The organism is Paenibacillus endoradicis, from assembly GCF_024721975.1.
In genome coordinates this window covers 238,860-256,331 of record NZ_JANQBB010000001.1, presented here as the reverse complement: position 1 = coordinate 256,331, position 17,472 = coordinate 238,860, and the positions used below count along the sequence as shown (strand labels likewise).

Genomic DNA, 17,472 nt, shown 5'->3' with positions numbered 1-17,472 from the left:
AGCGCCCCTTCAGTATACTTTTTCATACTAAGTATTAATTCATTACATCAATACTATCACGTAGTTTAAGGGTCTAATAACCTTTCAAATTATATATATTTCCTTATAAAGTCAACATATTAAAGAATAGCGAGTCATTCAATATATGTTATAAATATCAATTAAGATTGGTAAAGGTAAAGAGAATTTCACCATGGGTTACACATATACTACTTAAACACTATCTGTCGTCATTATAACTAAGCGTCCAAGGGAAGGAGCAGATGAGAGTTAGTTAGAACGTACTTTTTATAATGGTAATACTGTATATACAATCCCTTTCATTGCCTGCCATTCCGCTATAAACGAGTCCTGACTGTATATAATTGAACAAGCTTGCTCAGATGATTGAATACGGACAGGAAGATTGGTGCGGATGCGACATTGTGTAGTTGTTTGCGTCGCACATATGCGTGCGTATACTAAACAATGATCCCTCCATGCAACTTCTACAGTGAAGCCCCCCCGAGCACGTAATCCCTTCATATATCCTTCTTCCCAAGCTATAGGCAGTGCAGGTAACAATCTTAGCTCATCACAATGACTTTGTAAGATCATTTCAGCAATCGCTGCAGTCGCCCCAAAATTCCCATCAATCTGAAAAGGAGGATGATTATCTAGTAAATTTGGAAGCATAGAATGCGAAAGCAACGCAACAATATGTTCATTAGCCAGTTCTGCTTCCTCAAGCCTTGCCCAGAAGTTAATAATCCAAGCTCTACTCCACCCCGTATGTCCTCCACCACTAGCAAGCCGCTTTTTTAAGGTTATTTTTGCAGCCGCCGACAATTCAGGTGTCTTATGTACTGAAATTTGACTGCCCGGATGCAAGGCAAATAAATGAGAGATATGACGGTGACCAGGCTCTTCCTCCACATATTCCTCCAACCATTCTAACAATTGCCCCTCGCTGCCAATTTCACTTTGCGGCAAACGTGAATATACTTGCTGCCATTGCTTACGTAATGACGTATCACTTTGCAGCAACTCAGATGCCTGAATACATGCCGCAAACAACTCGCGCAAGATTTGACTATCCATTGCTGGTCCTTCACTAAGCGTTCCTGATTTACCATTAGGTAAAATATAGGTATTCTCAGGTGATACTGAAGGGCTAGTCACTAATAAACCATCTTTAGTTTCAATTAAAAAATCAAGAAAGAATTGCGCAGCCTCCGTTATGATCGGATACGCAGATTGTCTTAAAAAGTCTTGGTCTTGGGTAAACAGAAAATGCTCCCACATATGCAAGCTAAGCCATGCCGCCCCCATCGGCCAATACGTAGCTGGAACATATCTATCCTGCGGGGCAGTATCTCCCCAAATATCAGTATTATGATGTGCAACAAAACCACGACAGCCATACATTTCCTTGGCTGTTATTCGTCCATTTACCCGCATTCGGTCTAGAAGATCGAACAACGGCTGATGACATTCTGATAGATTACAAGTCTCTGCAGGCCAATAATTCATCTCTGTATTGATATTAATCGTATATTTGCTATCCCAAGGCGGTAGCATATGTTCATTCCAAATCCCCTGTAAATTTGCCGGCAACGAGCCAGGACGACTGGATGACAACAATAAATATCGACCGTATTGATACAATACTTCGATTAATTGCAAATCCTCTTTGCCATCCTTCACTCTCTCCAGGCGCTCATTCATAGGTACTACTCTTACATCTTCCGTTGCTTTCAGCTTGAATTCGACGCGGTTAAACAATGAATTGAAATCTTCAACATGTTGTTGCCGTAGTTGCTCATAACCTATCCGCGCGGCTTTATCTAATTGTTGCAATACATACTTTTCAGGGTTCTCATGTCGGAATGAGGTCGCTGCTGCAAGTAGTATCAGCACACGATTCGCATTTTTAACAATTAGCTGCTCACCAATAATTTGCAATTCTCCACCATCTGCTATTATGCTTACCCCAGTGCGAAAGCTTGAACCTTGAGCTCCGCCACATTCGCCCTTCATCATAAGTGTATATGCGTTCGCTTTCGAAACCACTTCATAGTAGCGATTATTGCCACGCGTTAATCTAACACGAATATGATACGCATTGGGGCTTTCTGCTGTAAAATGAAAAGCCATAACATTGTGAGGAAAGCTGACAAAACTTTCTCTATGATACGAGATGCCATATTGTTTATAGGTACTAGCAACAATTCCACTCGACATGTTCAATTCCCGTAAATAATGTTCAAATCCACTCCTATCTACCGTTTTCTCAGTACTAGCTACTACTGCATGATCTGTAGCAGGAGAGAAAAATTGGAGGTTCAAATCGCCCAGCGGCATGTAGTGACGCTGCGTTTCTGGCAATCCAGATAAAGCCATTAATGATAAATCTTCCGCTCGATTTAACTCCCCTGCTCGGATCGCCTCACGAATAGTCTGTAGATGTACCAATGCATCTGGATTGTTACGATCACGCGGTCCCCCGTACCAAACACTATCTTCATTCAAGGCAATTCTTTCCTCAACTGGATCACCAAATACCATTGCTCCCATATATCCGTTACCAATAGGCAGTGCCTCATTCCAGCTAGCTGCCGGCTTATTGTACCAAAATTCAGACTGTAGATTCATCATTGTCCTCCTAAAAATGGCTTCTATTTCTATAATATAATAGTCATTCTACTTTCAATAGCGATACTAAGTACTTAAAAATCGAGTATTCAAGCAAATTACAAGTGTCACACCTGACAATACGCCCTAAGTACATATAAACAAAATTCAAACCGTTATATGCCACCTTCAATAGATTAGTTGTCTCGCTTTTTATTCTCATACTCTCGCTAATGTCAACGTTACTAGTATGATCACGAGAGGTTAAGCTACTAAAAAGCAACATTTATACATGTGTAAGCAACGTTTTACTATAGGATTCACTCTCTAGCATATGATTAAATATGTTTGTAGCTTCTACCACACGAAAAAGGATGTTTTTTTAGATGAACAATGATACGCAGCTTGGCCTGCTCCCTGCACTTGGTTGGAATTCATGGAACACTTTCACATGGGATATTAATGAACAATTAATTCGTGAAATCGCTGATTTATTCGTATCTGAAGGGTATTTAAATGCAGGATATGAATATATTGTTATTGATGATTGCTGGAGTTTGAAGGCGCGCGATGAGCAGGGCAATTTAGTGGCTGATCCCGAGAAGTTCCCTAGTGGCATGAAAGCACTCGCAGACTATATTCATTCAAAAGGCTTAAAGTTTGGGATGTACTCCTGTGTGGGAACCCACACTTGCGCTGGCTATCCTGGTAGCTTTGAACATGAATTTCAGGATGCTAAGAAGTTCGCCGAATGGGGAGTAGATTACTTAAAGTATGACTATTGCTTCAAGCCTCGTCATATTTCTGGTGAGTTGCTTTATAAGCGCATGAGTTTAGCGCTTAAAAACTGCGGCAGAGAGATTCTTTTTTCTGCTTGTAACTGGGGAGAAGACAATGTTTATCACTGGATTCGTGAGTCAGGTGCTCACATGTATCGCTCTACTGGAGATATTCGTGATAACTGGATTTCTATAAAGGAGCTAGCCATTTCACAGCTAGACAAGGAGTGCTATACTGGTTCATTCTGTCATAACGATATGGACATGCTTATTGTTGGCATGTATGGCGGCAGCAACAACGACTATATCGGAAAAATAGGAGGCTGCAGTGATCTTGAGTATAAGACTCATTTCTCTATATGGAGTATGATGGGTTCTCCACTAATGATTGGTAGTGATATTCGAAAGGCAACTCCAGCTACAAAAAGAATATTGTTAAATAAAGATATTCTAGCAATTAATCAAGATTTAGAAGCACGTGGTGCTTACCGTATTAAGCCAGAACCTCAGTGGTTTCATGATGATGAAGTATTTATGCTAGTAAAGGTACTTACTAATGGTGACGTAACAATAGGCTTTTTCAATCTAAGTGATAACCAACGAGAGATTTCTTTACAGTTTTGGGATATTGGCTTGCCATATGCTTCAAACTTCTCATTGTCATTGTACGATTGCTGGGAGCATAAGGAACTAGGAATCTTTAAAGAACGCTTTTCCCCTACCGTCCCTGCACATGATTGCGTCGTTATTAGAGCAAGGCTAGTGTAGCCATGAGCAGCACGAGATGTTGCTTTAGCTGTAGAGTGCCGCTTATGACCGATGACGTTGCCATTTACCTGAAGCTAGTTTCTACAACAGCGAAGGACTTTCTTTGTATCGATTGCTTAGGCGATAAGCTCAATTGTGGACGAGAGCCAATTGAACGATTAATTCTATATTATCGTGAGTCTGGTAAATGTGTACTGTTTCGTTAATCCCTTACTTGTTCTGATGCAACAACTTATATTCTGTCGGACTATAAGTTGTTGCTTTCTTGAATACCTTTGAAAAATATAATGGGTCACTATATCCAACGGAATAAGCAACTGATTTAATTGATAAACCTTCATCCGTTAATAACTCACTTGCGCGCTGAATACGAACCATAGTGACATAACTTAATACTGACATACTCGTTGCCTTCTTAAATAAGCGAAACAAATAACTCCGTTCAATATTTACATGCTCTACAATAGTAGTAACCGTCAAAGAGGGCTTCCAATAATGATGCTCAATATATTCCCTCGATAGTCTTACATAATCGGTATCGTCTATAGTAGCTTCCGCCGGAAAAAATTCTATGTAATACGAAATCAACAAACGAATCTTTGCATCAGATCGTATTTTTTCATATGCCTTTAATTCGTCATATAAACGCACATCATAAAAAGAATCCATCCTTTGCGGAGCTGCCTTAGTAACAGGAGATTCCGACTTCAGGATAGTTAAAGCTAACAGTTGCGGCACTTCGCTTCCTTTGAATTCAATCCATACATATTCCCAAGGATCTAGTGGTTCTGGGTAATAATAAATTGGCATGTGCGGCAAAATAATAAAACTCTCTCCAGCATGAAGATGAAATTTTCGTTGACCAATTTCATAATAGCCTTGCCCGCTTATAATATAGTGCAATGCATAAATGTCCCTTACTCCTGGCCCCCACTGATGCATATTACATGTCTTATAGCCACTGCTAACATAACTTAAAGCTCCCTGGTTGTGTAACTGACGAATAACTTCCCCCCCGCTTTCCTGTACTATTGAACAGCCTTCATATTAACCGTCTGTTTCCACCGTTCTCTAGCATTTGGCTTAACTTTCTTAAAAGCTCCGGATCAATGAGAGCTTCAAGTAACGTTCCAGCTCGGCGGAAACAAACCCCTATGTATCATTATCTCAAACATTAATTCCCCGTTCTATATTAAACCTTTCCCATTAGCCCTTCCAGGGGTCTTCCTGCAGTCTTCCGTACGCTGCACCAATGCTACTGCCTTCCAACAGACTGGCCTTGATTTTTTTCTGTAAAGATGTCTTTTCCGGAAGTTCGTGTATTGGAATATCAGTTCTTCCATAAACCCATCTGATAGAGCTGTCGTTCGTATCATCTACACGTATCAAGTTGAAAGCCTTCTGAAAGCGGACTATATTTGAACTCTCCAGCAGTAGCTTAGCAAGGACAGGAGAAAGCAACCAGGAATCACATACCATATCCGACTGTCCATACTCCGGAAAATATTTCGCAAAAAATTCCCTAGCTTCCTCATATGACTTACGCAAACTGTCGCTCCTCATATCCGCATCAGCAGGGATATGTATATTTATTATCTTTTTTTCTTCCTGCTCGATCATCTCATATTCAAGTGCACCGATTCGGAATTCGTGAAGCGAAACCTGTCTTGGAAACCACCATCCCCACGTGAATGCATATGTCCCATACACCTCGTAATGTTCATTAATGAATCTGGTACAGAACTTTATCGTATCCTTAAAAATTGTCTCGCTGATTCCTCTTTTTTCGTATTCCCTATGTGTCTCTACTGCACGCAGAAGCATAAAAGTGAGCATTTTGCTCCCATCAGCATCCTCTCCTAGAACCCTTTCTATTTCTTTAACTCCCTTTTCCCAGGCTGATGAATCATACAGGGTAGCAGAAAAGGGCTTTATTGTGTTCTCATCAAATCCCCTTGCAAAGTCTAGCACTTTTCTCATCATTGGATCCGGTAAGCAAATACTTTCACACACTTCTCTTAAAGTCATATTTATATTCTCCTGTATCAGATTAATAGCAACTTTTCGTTAATTCAGGTGAAAAACCAGAAGAATTAAGGTAACAAATATACAATGCAATAATTTAGTCTTCGATGCCGGTAACATTGGTTTGATGCTTTTTAACTACAACTTGGTCTCTTTATTCCATTTTTATGTTCTTGAGTAGAGTAGCCCTTAATGTTGCAAGCGCCGTACCACAGATGATGAAAATGAATAAAATATCTGCTAGTATGGCTGGCGAAGAAGGTCGAAGAATCGATTTGTCGAGTTGAAGAATTTATATATATTCACCAATAGAGATATGAAAAAGATCAAAAAATTAAGTTCCTGAAATACTCCAGCTTACTGTCAATAAATCCATCATCGAAGTCAGCTACCCCTATTAGTTCTGATTCACTAAAACATAAGCCAAAGAGCCACAGTTGTCTAAGTGCAACAAATATTGAAACCACTTTAACATCATTTTCACTGAGATCTCTTACGTCCCTGTACCCGTGTAGAAAAGCTTCCCAAAGCCTTTCAACTTCCTCCTTGTTATGACCACTGTGAATTTCTCTCGCTAATCTAAATTCTGCAATATCATAAGATCTCCACCCATAACCAGAAATATCGAAATCATAATGTGTCAATTTCCCGTTTTCCGTAAATGCTACATTTGTGTTACCATGCAAGTCGCCATGACAAACACCCCAATCTAAACCTTCTTCTATCTTCATCACTAACTTTTCCTTTAATCCTAAAACTAGTTCATAAATAAAATTGTAATCCTCTTGCCGATGTTCCATATGTAATTTGATTATGTTAAGTGGTTTTTCAATTAGATGTTCCAAATTAAGATTCGCTCTTACGTGTTCACTTCTAAAACTATCAGTAACTTTATGAATTTGAGCAACTGCTTTCCCAAACAAATAACTATCTTCTACCGCTTGAATAGGCTTTTCATTACCTTCAGCAAAACTAAACATAACCCCATATTTTACACCTTCAGGGACAAAAAACTCATTAATGAGGGTACCATCTTTTTTTGTGATCGGTATTGAAACGCTTACATCATTCTTATATAGAAAATTCAATAAATCTAATTCAAAAGCAATCTCAGATTTATTTCTTCTATCAGCACGATAAACTCTAAAAATATATTTTTCTGACTTAGTTTCTAATACATAAGTATCGTTCATACCTCTAAGGAAGTATTTTATATTAATAGGTTCATAAACTTCATAATTGTCTTTTATATGTGATAATAAGGCTTGCTTTGACAAGAGTGAGTAATCAATAGGAAATAAACTCAAATCTACACCTTCCTTTTGAATTTTCGTTATCAATAACTATATCATATGTTTATATAACTACCCCTAATTTTCGCAAACTAATTAAACATAAGAAACTAAATTTAACTATATTATCCTGCCACGAGTCGATAAATCTGTCAAGACTGCTAAGGAAAGTCGGGGGATTTTAGAGGAAGATTGTCAACTTACTTGAAGCTGAAGGTATTCAATAAGTGCTAGATGGATCCAATGTTAAGCTCGGTTCTGTTGTTACAGCTGCGTCTTCTTTACTATTGTCTCTTTACAGTTGCTTCAAACTAAATTTTAATAGGAGCTTAACGGGCTATAGGAGAGATTCAACATATACTTCACCAGAAGGGTTTATATTCCCTGTTTCAACAAAACCTAGCGATGTATATAGATTTTTTGCAACTAGGTTTTCAGGTTTATACGTTAGTTCAACTACCCTAGCTTTTCCATAATTAGATGCCTTAAAAAATTCTATAGCTTTTACCATGGCCTCTTTACCATACCCTTTGCCCTGATATCGCCAATCAATTATGATTTTAAAAACTCCATAACTGCCGTATTCGAAATTGCCATTTCCATCGTCATAATACATCATAATAAAGCCAACCATCTTTTCATGTTTATAAATAGCAAATGTAGTAATGACCTGACCCTCTTTGGAAGCAATATAAGCTTCTGCGAGTGCATGTTGATTAGATGAGATAAAGAGTTTCTGTTCCTCTGTAACTTGTAGTTCAATACATTCAATAAAGTTGTCCCATGATATTTCTCTAAATTCCACAAACTAAGCCCCCTCCACAATGATAGACATCGTGTTATATCTGTCCTAGAGTCTACAGTAATTGAGCGACTAAAAACAACCTGACAATTAACTGTTATTTTGTATATTTGAATAGGAGCCGACATGGGGTAACGGCATAAAAAATTTCGACTCACCGTAAGCGTACTGAGTTGCCTTTCTGATAAGTCTATCATTAATCCATTCTTGGTTTCCCGACATCATAATCTATCCCTCTCCTCGTTAAAAATTGTTTATATTCGAATCTATGAAAAAATATCTTCTTCACTCTTTATGGCCGTTGCAAGTTTGATTTAAGTTGTAAAAATGAAATAACCCCCAACTGGGGAGGTTCTCTCCTATGGCATAGGCCACACTTAGTTATTCTGGATGGATTTAATAATTCAAAGTTGAAAGGGTATGTATTAAACGCACACCCTCTTTTAAATGTCAAAGGATATTGACAATATCAAAACCCTTCACCTCTAGGAATACTCTTAGAGAGCCCTCACGTATCCAAGTTGATACATAACAAAGCTGTTGTTATTCGAATTGGTTTGTTTAAGCTGTGAACTGCATTATTAAGAGTGGGCATTAAGCTAATGGGAGTTTAGCGTGGTCGACCGGCTTACATAACTTTACATTATTAATTTATTACAATAATATATTAGAGGAGTAAAGCGATAAAGGATGTGGTCTTAATCGAATTCATTAGGCTAGCAATTTCCAAAGACAAAACCTCAGTTAGGAAGGGAGTTTTTTATGGTGCGGGAGGCATTAATTAACAGAAAAACAAAAGAAACAGAAATTAAACTGGAGCTTAATCTCGATGAATACAGTGAAGGCAACATCAACACGGGGATTGGATTCTTTAACCATATGCTCATGCTTTTTGCTTTTAGGGCAGGAATAAAACTAAATGTGGATTGTAAAGGTGATTTAGAGATAGATGGGCATCACACGGTTGAAGACATTGGAATATGCTTGGGGCAAGCAATCAAAAAGGCTATAGGGGATAAAAAAGGCATAAACCGTTATGGTAGTTCGCGTATACCTATGGATGAGAGCTTAGCAATAGTGGATTTGAGTATATCTAATCGCTCCTTTTTAGTGATTAACGTGGAAATGCATTCAACACGAGTAGGCGAGTTTGAAACCGAATTAACCGAAGAGTTTTTTGTCGCTGTAGCGCATAATAGCGGAATAACCATGCACATCAATTTGAAATACGGCAGAAATACACACCATATAAATGAGGCAATTTTCGTGGCATTCGGCGATGCGTTGAAGAAAGCAATTAGGATAACAGGCGATGTTATTCCGTCTACGAAGGGTACGTTATCAATATGACAAAAATAAGTGTAGACGCTTACGTGTAAAAAATTATGGGAGAGAAATTGATTTCTTTGGACATCAGACGACTACGCTTACGAAGAACGATAGTTGAATTAGGTGATTGAGAGCCAATATTTTCTTGAAGGCTCTCACCGTTAACATACTGGCTCTAATTTAAGGTAAGGCTTCCATGTGCGTACAAGAGGATATTCGTAAAATTTCCAGGCGGGTATGACAAGCCTTAACCACTGCTAATGAACAATAAATTCTCCGTCAGGCACTGGCTAGGGTATAACAAAGGACGACTGTCCAACTGTCTCTAGCCTCACCTAAAGATATATATAGTCAAAAAAAGAAGCGAGACTGTACCCGCTCCGTTGCTATATACGCCAATACATCTCCATTATTAGTTTTTTCTAACCAACAGTGAGCAATACTCCACATGTGTCGAATAGGCAGAGTTAACACATACAGTAATAATAGGGCGATGCCTAACCTGTTGTTGAGCTTGCAGTATTAGATTGTAATTCGAAATACAAAGGATAATAATCCGTCACTATATAAAATAAGGCTGATCCCGTCAAATGAGAGGTCAGTCAACAAGGAACTACCGTAGTTCGCAGGTCATAGGATTCATATTTTCTATTTTTCTGTATTCTTTCTTTTCTCTTCTTCTTTCTTCTTTTTCTTTTCTTCTTTCTTCTTTTCTTCTTTCTTCTTTTCTTCTTTCTTCTTTTTCTCTTCTTCTTTCTTCTTTTTCTCTTCCTCTTTCTTCTCTTTTTTATTTCCCTGATTTGTTTTATTGCCAATAATAGTACTCTCTTTTTCTTTCGGTTGTTCGCGTATAGGACGTTTAAACTCAGATGCAGGAACATCCTTTAAGGCTAAGGACATCATTTCGCTGAAAATTAAAGCAGGGTATTGACCGCCGGATGTTGTCAAATAATGATTGCTATCCGTGAGATCGTAGCCTAGCCAAATCGCCCCTACCAGCTCTGGCGTATAGCCGACAAACCATGCATCTTTAACACCGCCTGCGATCCCTTCGAACTGTTTATTCTGCGGAAGCTGCGTCGATCCCGTTTTCCCAGCCACAGTACGATCGATTGCCGCATTCTTTCCTGTACCTTCCCTCACAACATCTTGCAGTACTTCAGTCATTGCATAAGCGTTCTCCGGAGACATAACTTTAACCGGTTGGTGCTTGGCCTCAACTAAAACTTGTCCGTCCACAGTTGTAATTTTTGTAATCGTATGCGCTTGAACCTGTACTCCAAGATTAGGGAACACACTATAGCCCTGCGCGATTTGAAGTGGAGACACTCCTTGAGACAATCCGCCCAGCGCCACACTTAAATTACGATCTTCCTCTACTAGCGGAATACCGAGTTTCTCTACAAACTCTATTCCGGTAGTAAGTCCAATTTCGTTCAATAGCCATACCGCAGGAATATTTCTGGATTGGATAACCGCCTCTTGGAGCGATACTTGCCCTAAAGTCAGGTGATCCACGTTATTAGGTCGGTAACCCTGAATATCCAATGGACCATCATACAACTGTGAATTTTTATCGTACCCTCTTTCCATAGCAGGCGCGTAGACGATTAATGGTTTGAATACCGATCCGGGTTGCCTAACAAGCTGTGTAGCATGATTGAAACCACGGAATGTATGCTCTCCTCTCTGCCCAACAATTCCGCGTACCCCCCCAGTAGACGGATCCATGATGACTGCCCCGCTCTGCAGTAGTTGGTCGGATGCACTTTCTGGGAACAGGGATTCATTGCGGTATGTTTCTTCCATTGCGTTCTGAACCGCAGGATCCAGCTCTGTGTAGATGAGTAGATTTCCAGCAAGCATTTGACGCTCGGTAAATCCATATACACGAATGGCCTCTTCGATTACTTCATCCATATATGAAGCGTATTGACCTAGCAAATGGTTGACCTGTTCCTGAGGAATTTCCTTCAGCGCATTAATCGGTTCTGCTTTGGCGTGTTCATAATCTATTTCGGAGATAAAACCCTCATCTTTCATTAAACCTAGCACGAGGTTGCGACGCTCCAAAGCGATTTCCTTATTCTTAAGCGGAGAATATCGACTTGGTGCTTTCGGTAATGCGGCAAGCAAAGCGCTCTCGGCCAACGTCAAATCCCTCGTTTGTTTGCCGAAATACCGCTTGGCTGCCCTTTGCACTCCCCATTGGCCTTCTCCAAAATAAATTTGATTCAAATACATTTCGAGAATTTGGTCCTTATCATAAAGTGCCTCGATCTTGAGTGCATAAGCAGCTTCCGTCAGCTTGCGCGAGAATGTTTTTTCACCCGTTAAAAATACGTTCTTAGCAAGCTGCTGAGTAATCGTGCTTCCGCCTTGTACTGCACCGCCTTCCTTTGCATTACGGAAAGTTGCTCGAACAATTCCGAAGATGTCTACTCCGGTGTGATCATAATATCTCTTATCTTCGACCGCGATGATCGCCTGCTGGAGATGCAGCGGAACTTGATCGATCGGCACATATTCGATTTTTGCAGAAGTGACCTCGGAACTAACCTCTCCGTACCGATCTATGAATTGGGTCGGAGCAGATATAGGAACGACTAACTTGGCGATATCAAGACTATGTATCCAATAGGCCCCGATTGCTAATAGCGAAGTAAGTATAAGCACGATCCCGATGATCCATATTCGGAATCGCTTCAGCAACTTAAAAATGCCGGAGAGCCTCCGGCTGGTTCCTTGGCTTTTATGTAAATTATGTTTAATCATAGATGCCTCCCACTAAAGCAAAAGATAGCTCTCAGAGCTAACGATATTCTATAATAATGGGGAGCAATCGAATGATAGTCAAATTAATATTTTGTCATAAAGTTTTATGATATTATATTAAATACATAAATTATATTTTTCTTTGGATTAGGTAATAATTAAAGTTCCACATTGCTATCTCCTCTTTTCAATTCTAGGTAGCTATATACTACTGATTACATAAATTCGCAAAGAAGGTGCATCTGGAAACACGATGCACCTTAAACGTCGATTATATTTTTCTGTGAATATAGTCTCTAGCCTAGCCACTACTCAATTACATTTACTATAGCCACAAGAGCTGCATTGCTTACATCCCTCAATATTAATCAGCGTCGCTAATCCACAGGATGGGCAAAGATCAATGCTATCGTGCAATCCATGCTGATGCACTACACTTGTTGCGGCGTGCGGTACGATATCTACGCTTAGAAACTCCCCTGCAAGCTCCATTTGTTCATATTCAGGCTCAACAACATTTGCTTGTAAATGCATTTCCAATGCCTTCGCCACAGCATCAGCAATTGACTCAACACGATTGTTACCAAATCCTATCGCTCCAGTGCCGCCAATACCTTTCAAATGCTTAATAAGTAATGCCACTTTATTGCCATGCTCGCCATATCGTAGGAATAATGAGCAAACTCGACCAAGCGCTTCTGCCATCGCAAATACATCTGACCCAGCTTTACCCACGATTAAGAAAATTTCTGAAGGAACGTCATCGAGATCATTAATGGTAATGTACGCCATACCAAGTGGCGTATTCATACGATACGTTGCCCCTTTCAATACTTGCGGACGACGTTTATATTGACGATCTTCATTATTAGTAGCGACTACTTTACCACTGATACCAATTGGTCCTTCAGACTGTCCATTTAATGAAAGTGATTGTTGTTCTAAGCCACTAATAGCTTCTTTCTCAGAATCTGCTGTAACTATCTTCTCTTTCTTCGCTTCATCCTTACTTGGTGCGGTAGATAACACTTGAACGTCGCGACTGCCATCCCGGTAAATCGTTACCCCTTTACAGCCTAACTCATAAGCCAGCTCATACAACTTTTCAGTTTCCTCAACTGTAAAGTCATTAGGACAATTCGCAGTCTTAGAAATAGAGCTATCCACCCAGCGTTGAATGGCAGCTTGAACTTGAATATGATCTTCAGCTGTAAGCGTCATTGCTGTTACGAAGTAGTCAGGTAATTGCTCATTCGGATGAGCATCGAGCCATTGCTGTGCAATTGGTACATACTGAACATCGAATCCTAAACGACTTTGACGGTAATATTCAAAAGCAAAATAAGGCTCAATACCAGTAGAAGTCCCCACCATTGTTCCAGTGCTTCCTGTTGGTGCTTGTGTAATTACCGTTACATTACGCATACCTGTTGCTTCTATTGCTGCTTGCACTTCCGGGAATTCAGCAATAATGTTCTTCATAAATCCGCTTTGCAAATACAACTCACGATCAAACGCTGTAAAGCTACCTTTATCGGCAGCAATTTCGGCTGAGGCTAAATATGCTTCCTTCGCCATAAATCCATATAATTTATCAAGGAAATCTAAAGATTCAGATGATCCATATCGAACTTTCAGCTTAATCATCAATTCCGCTAGACCCATCGTTCCAAGCCCGATGCGACGTTCTTTTTTCTGATTCAGCTCATTTTCAGGGAAGTGATATGGTGTTCTGTCGATCACATTATCAAGGAATCTTACAGCCCAATTCGTCACTTTCGCAAGTTCATTCCAAGCAACATCATCATTCTCTTCATCATAGAACTTAGATAAATTAATTGCAGATAAGTTACATACTCCCCATGCAGGTAATCCTTGTTCTCCGCACGGATTAGTCGCAATAATCGGATTAAAGTACCAACTGTTAGACATATTATTGTAGCGTTCCATAAACACTACACCTGGTTCTGCTGATTTCCAAGCAGATTCAATAATAGCTGACCATATTTCACGTGCTTTAACTGTCTTATGAACGATAACTTTCTTACCTAATGCTTTCCAAGCTTCTAGATCGCCATCCCATAGATCATCGTATCCTGCTTCTGTCGTATCAGGGAATACCAGATCCCAGTCGCTATCTTGCTTAACAGCCTCCATAAATCCATCGCTCACGCATACGGATAAATTAGCATTCGTAATCTTGCCCATCGACTGTTTCACTGTAATAAATTCTTGTACATCTGGATGCCAGTCATTGATCATTAGCATCAACGCGCCGCGACGACTACCACCTTGTTCGATTAATCCAGTTGTATAACTGAATAATCCCCCCCAAGATACAGCACCACTGGATGAACCATTGACGCCAACAACAACTGCTCTTTTCGGACGTAATGAAGATAGATTAATACCTACACCACCGCCTCGAGCCATAATCTCTGTCATTTCTGTCAATGTAGACATAATGCCACCACGACTATCCTTCGGTGATGGAATGACGTAGCAGTTGAATAATGTTAATTCATCACTTGCACCGGCTCCTGCAGCTATACGTCCACCAGGAACTAATTTCCAATCATCTAATATATATTGAAATCTTTCTTGCCATAATGCTTGCTTGTCCTCGTCTTCAACAGATGACATCGCGCCAGCAAGTCTAGACCACATTTCTTCAGGAGTTTTCTCTATTGTATGTGTTAGTTTACTGATCGTGGATTGAACAATGTCACCATTACGCAATTTCACTTCAACTTGCTCACCTTGACGTGACAATATTTCGCCTGCTTCCTTTACAGGAAATGCGAGATCGTCTTTCAATAATACTAGTACAGTATCACCAACTTCTACCTTTGATGCTTCAGCATTTTTGCGAGCATATCTATCCAAAAATATTTTCTCACTTAATCCTTCTAAACGGTTCATATTAGTCACCCCTCTTCAATATTACTATATGTAGTAATAAAATTATTATAACATACTATATATAGTTTAAATTAATAATTTATGAAGTTTTTATTACAGGTACTTTGACTACATAACTATTCACTTTTCGTCAACGAGTCAATGCTGCTAGTACTTGTTTCATACCATAAATCTGGGCTGTTTAGATGAATGAGCCAATGATTAATGTCACTTAGGTCGAATGATTAAGCTACCCTGCTTATTGAAAGATTATGTTTTTGCCATTTGGGGAATGATAGAAAATATTATCCAATAATAAAGGAGCAACTATGAATAATCGTCTTATACCATCACAACCAGAAGAAGAAGTCGTCCAAAAGCTTATTCATCCAGCAGTTCAAACGACGTTCGAACGACAGTGGTTCCATCAGTTACAACAACGCATCGAACAAAATGGGCCATGGGATCAATGGGCAATGTATCAATTAGCGATGGAAGCTAAACAAGCTACCGTCATAGATAGTTTTGAAGAGCTACAATGTTTACGTTCGCTTCCCGCACTAGAACCGATGCCGCATCAATTGGATACAGCTCAACGAGTGTTACATGAAATGGGCGGAAGAGCTATTCTAGCTGATGAAGTCGGATTAGGAAAGACAATAGAGGCTGGTCTTATATTGAAAGAATATATTGTCCGTGGTCTTGTTAAACGTGCCTTAATTCTTGTTCCTGCCTCGTTAGTATTGCAATGGGTAAGAGAACTTAATCAAAAATTCGGTATTAGTGCTGTCGCTCAAAAAAAAGCACACTCTTGGGGCTATGATATTGTTGTGGCTTCCATTGATACTGCTAAGCGTGATCCTCATCGTGAAGCAGTACTAGCAACAGATTATGATCTAATTATTATTGATGAAGCTCATAAATTAAAAAACAAAAAAACAACCAACTATCAGTTCGCTACTCAATTAAGCAAAAAATATTGTCTATTACTTACTGCCACGCCGATTCAAAACGATCTGGATGAGTTATTTAATCTTATATCTCTATTAAAACCAGGTCAGCTAGGAGCACAGAGCGATTTCACTAGCAATTATGTTGTGGATAAACGCATCCCGAAAAATGAAGATCAGCTTCAAGATGTCCTTTCCTCCATTATGATTCGTAATCGCCGTGGTGATGGTGGTATTCATTTTACAAAGCGTATTGTTAAAAATATTACGCTACAGCTATCTACCGAAGAACAAGCACTTTATGATGCAGTGACGAACTTTGTAAAACAACGTGCACAAGATGACACCATAGATATGAGCAGTATGTTATCACTTGTCACATTACAACGAGAAGTTTGTAGTAGTCGAGATGCTGTATTTCTTACGCTCGTCAATATGTTTAAGAAAACAAGCGAAGAATCTCCGATGCGAGCACAAATTTGGGATATTGTTGAGAAAATTCGTAGCATTACTTCTAACTCAAAAGCTGATAAAGCACTTGAACTCATTCAAAATTGCGATGAGAAAGTAATCTTGTTCACAGAATACCGTGCTACACAAGAGTATTTATTGCAATTTTTCCAAGCAAACGGCATCTCAGCTGTTCCTTATCGCGGTGGTATGAACAGAGGTAAGAAAGACTGGATGATGGATCTGTTTCGTGGAAATACGAGAGTACTTATCGCTACTGAAGCAGGCGGAGAGGGAATCAATCTGCAATTCTGTCACCATATGATTAACTTTGATCTACCGTGGAATCCTATGCGTGTAGAACAACGAATTGGGCGTGTTCATCGTCTTGGACAAACTCATGATGTTCATATTTTCAATCTATGTACACAAGGAACCATTGAGGAACATATTTTGCATCTATTACATGAGAAGATTAACCTCTTTGAGCTAGTTATCGGTGGTTTGGATCATATTCTTGAAAAATTAGAAAGTCGTGACGGCTCGATTGAACAGCGTCTCGCGAGGGCTATTCTAAAATCTCAAGATGAAAAGCAACTGCAAGAAGAGCTTAACGTCATAGGAAGTACGATTCACGAGATGAAGCAACAAGTCAAACCATAACCGAAGTAACTTTTCATTGCTGAGAAGTTGTTATAAAAAGTTTGGCTATGCTTACGATGCAACTTTTCATTGCAGAGAAGTTGCTCATAGAAACTCAATGAAAAGTTTTAGATTATGCTTACGAT

10 protein-coding genes are annotated in these 17,472 nt (G+C 39.5%); 3 read left to right on the top strand and 7 right to left on the bottom strand.

The genetic code is table 11. The features are described 5' to 3' along the window. Positions 1 to 288 precede the first annotated feature (288 nt). Entirely contained in the window at positions 289 to 2,637 is a 2,349-nt protein-coding gene (locus NV377_RS01105) for a glycoside hydrolase family 95 protein (protein WP_258199336.1), read from the bottom strand. A 362-nt stretch (positions 2,638 to 2,999) separates the two neighbouring features. Between NV377_RS01105 and NV377_RS01100 the strand changes: the two genes are divergently transcribed. Then, positions 3,000 to 4,160 (top strand): glycoside hydrolase family 27 protein, encoded by a 1,161-nt coding sequence (locus tag NV377_RS01100; RefSeq protein WP_258199335.1) that lies wholly within the window; start codon positions 3,000 to 3,002, stop codon positions 4,158 to 4,160. 210 nt (positions 4,161 to 4,370) lie between these two features. Here NV377_RS01100 and NV377_RS01095 read toward each other — a convergent pair whose 3' ends face one another. From NV377_RS01095 to NV377_RS01080, 4 genes are all read right to left on the bottom strand, one after another. After that, a complete protein-coding gene (locus tag NV377_RS01095) occupies positions 4,371 to 5,102 on the bottom strand; it encodes an AraC family transcriptional regulator (RefSeq protein WP_258199334.1) in 732 nt (243 codons plus the stop codon). 264 nt (positions 5,103 to 5,366) lie between these two features. After that, positions 5,367 to 6,188 (bottom strand): acyltransferase domain-containing protein, encoded by an 822-nt coding sequence (locus NV377_RS01090; protein ID WP_258199333.1) that lies wholly within the window; start codon positions 6,186 to 6,188, stop codon positions 5,367 to 5,369. 323 nt (positions 6,189 to 6,511) lie between these two features. After that, positions 6,512 to 7,492 carry a phosphotransferase gene (locus NV377_RS01085; RefSeq protein ID WP_258199332.1) on the bottom strand — a complete coding sequence of 327 codons (981 nt, stop codon included), beginning with the start codon at positions 7,490 to 7,492 and terminating at the stop codon, positions 6,512 to 6,514. 322 nt (positions 7,493 to 7,814) lie between these two features. Next, positions 7,815 to 8,282 (bottom strand): GNAT family N-acetyltransferase, encoded by a 468-nt coding sequence (locus tag NV377_RS01080; RefSeq protein WP_258199331.1) that lies wholly within the window; start codon positions 8,280 to 8,282, stop codon positions 7,815 to 7,817. A 762-nt stretch (positions 8,283 to 9,044) separates the two neighbouring features. On the opposite strand from NV377_RS01080, the gene hisB reads away from it, so the two are divergent. Then, positions 9,045 to 9,629 (top strand): imidazoleglycerol-phosphate dehydratase HisB, encoded by a 585-nt coding sequence (gene hisB, locus NV377_RS01075; protein WP_258200331.1) that lies wholly within the window; start codon positions 9,045 to 9,047, stop codon positions 9,627 to 9,629. Positions 9,630 to 10,256: 627 nt separating this feature from the next. On the opposite strand, the gene NV377_RS01070 is transcribed toward hisB, so the two are convergent. Both NV377_RS01070 and NV377_RS01065 read right to left on the bottom strand, forming a co-directional pair. Beyond that, positions 10,257 to 12,383 (bottom strand): transglycosylase domain-containing protein, encoded by a 2,127-nt coding sequence (locus tag NV377_RS01070; protein ID WP_258199330.1) that lies wholly within the window; start codon positions 12,381 to 12,383, stop codon positions 10,257 to 10,259. 312 nt (positions 12,384 to 12,695) lie between these two features. Further along, complete coding sequence (locus NV377_RS01065) at positions 12,696 to 15,305, bottom strand: adenosylcobalamin-dependent ribonucleoside-diphosphate reductase (protein ID WP_258199329.1); 2,610 nt, start codon at positions 15,303 to 15,305, stop codon at positions 12,696 to 12,698. Between the two features lie 308 nt (positions 15,306 to 15,613). On the opposite strand from NV377_RS01065, the gene NV377_RS01060 reads away from it, so the two are divergent. Beyond that, entirely contained in the window at positions 15,614 to 17,347 is a 1,734-nt protein-coding gene (locus NV377_RS01060) for a DEAD/DEAH box helicase (protein WP_258199328.1), read from the top strand. Positions 17,348 to 17,472 lie beyond the last annotated feature (125 nt).

What these genes read in the sequence shown, in the direction of transcription:
- NV377_RS01095 (WP_258199334.1), bottom strand. Translation starts at nt 5,102, where the DNA reads ATGCATCAGTGGGGGCCAGGAGTAAGGGACATTTATGCATTGCACTAT.
- NV377_RS01060 (WP_258199328.1), top strand. Translation starts at nt 15,614, where the DNA reads ATGAATAATCGTCTTATACCATCACAACCAGAAGAAGAAGTCGTCCAA.
- NV377_RS01090 (WP_258199333.1), bottom strand. Translation starts at nt 6,188, where the DNA reads ATGACTTTAAGAGAAGTGTGTGAAAGTATTTGCTTACCGGATCCAATG.
- NV377_RS01070 (WP_258199330.1), bottom strand. Translation starts at nt 12,383, where the DNA reads ATGATTAAACATAATTTACATAAAAGCCAAGGAACCAGCCGGAGGCTC.
- NV377_RS01100 (WP_258199335.1), top strand. Translation starts at nt 3,000, where the DNA reads ATGAACAATGATACGCAGCTTGGCCTGCTCCCTGCACTTGGTTGGAAT.
- NV377_RS01065 (WP_258199329.1), bottom strand. Translation starts at nt 15,305, where the DNA reads ATGAACCGTTTAGAAGGATTAAGTGAGAAAATATTTTTGGATAGATAT.
- NV377_RS01105 (WP_258199336.1), bottom strand. Translation starts at nt 2,637, where the DNA reads ATGATGAATCTACAGTCTGAATTTTGGTACAATAAGCCGGCAGCTAGC.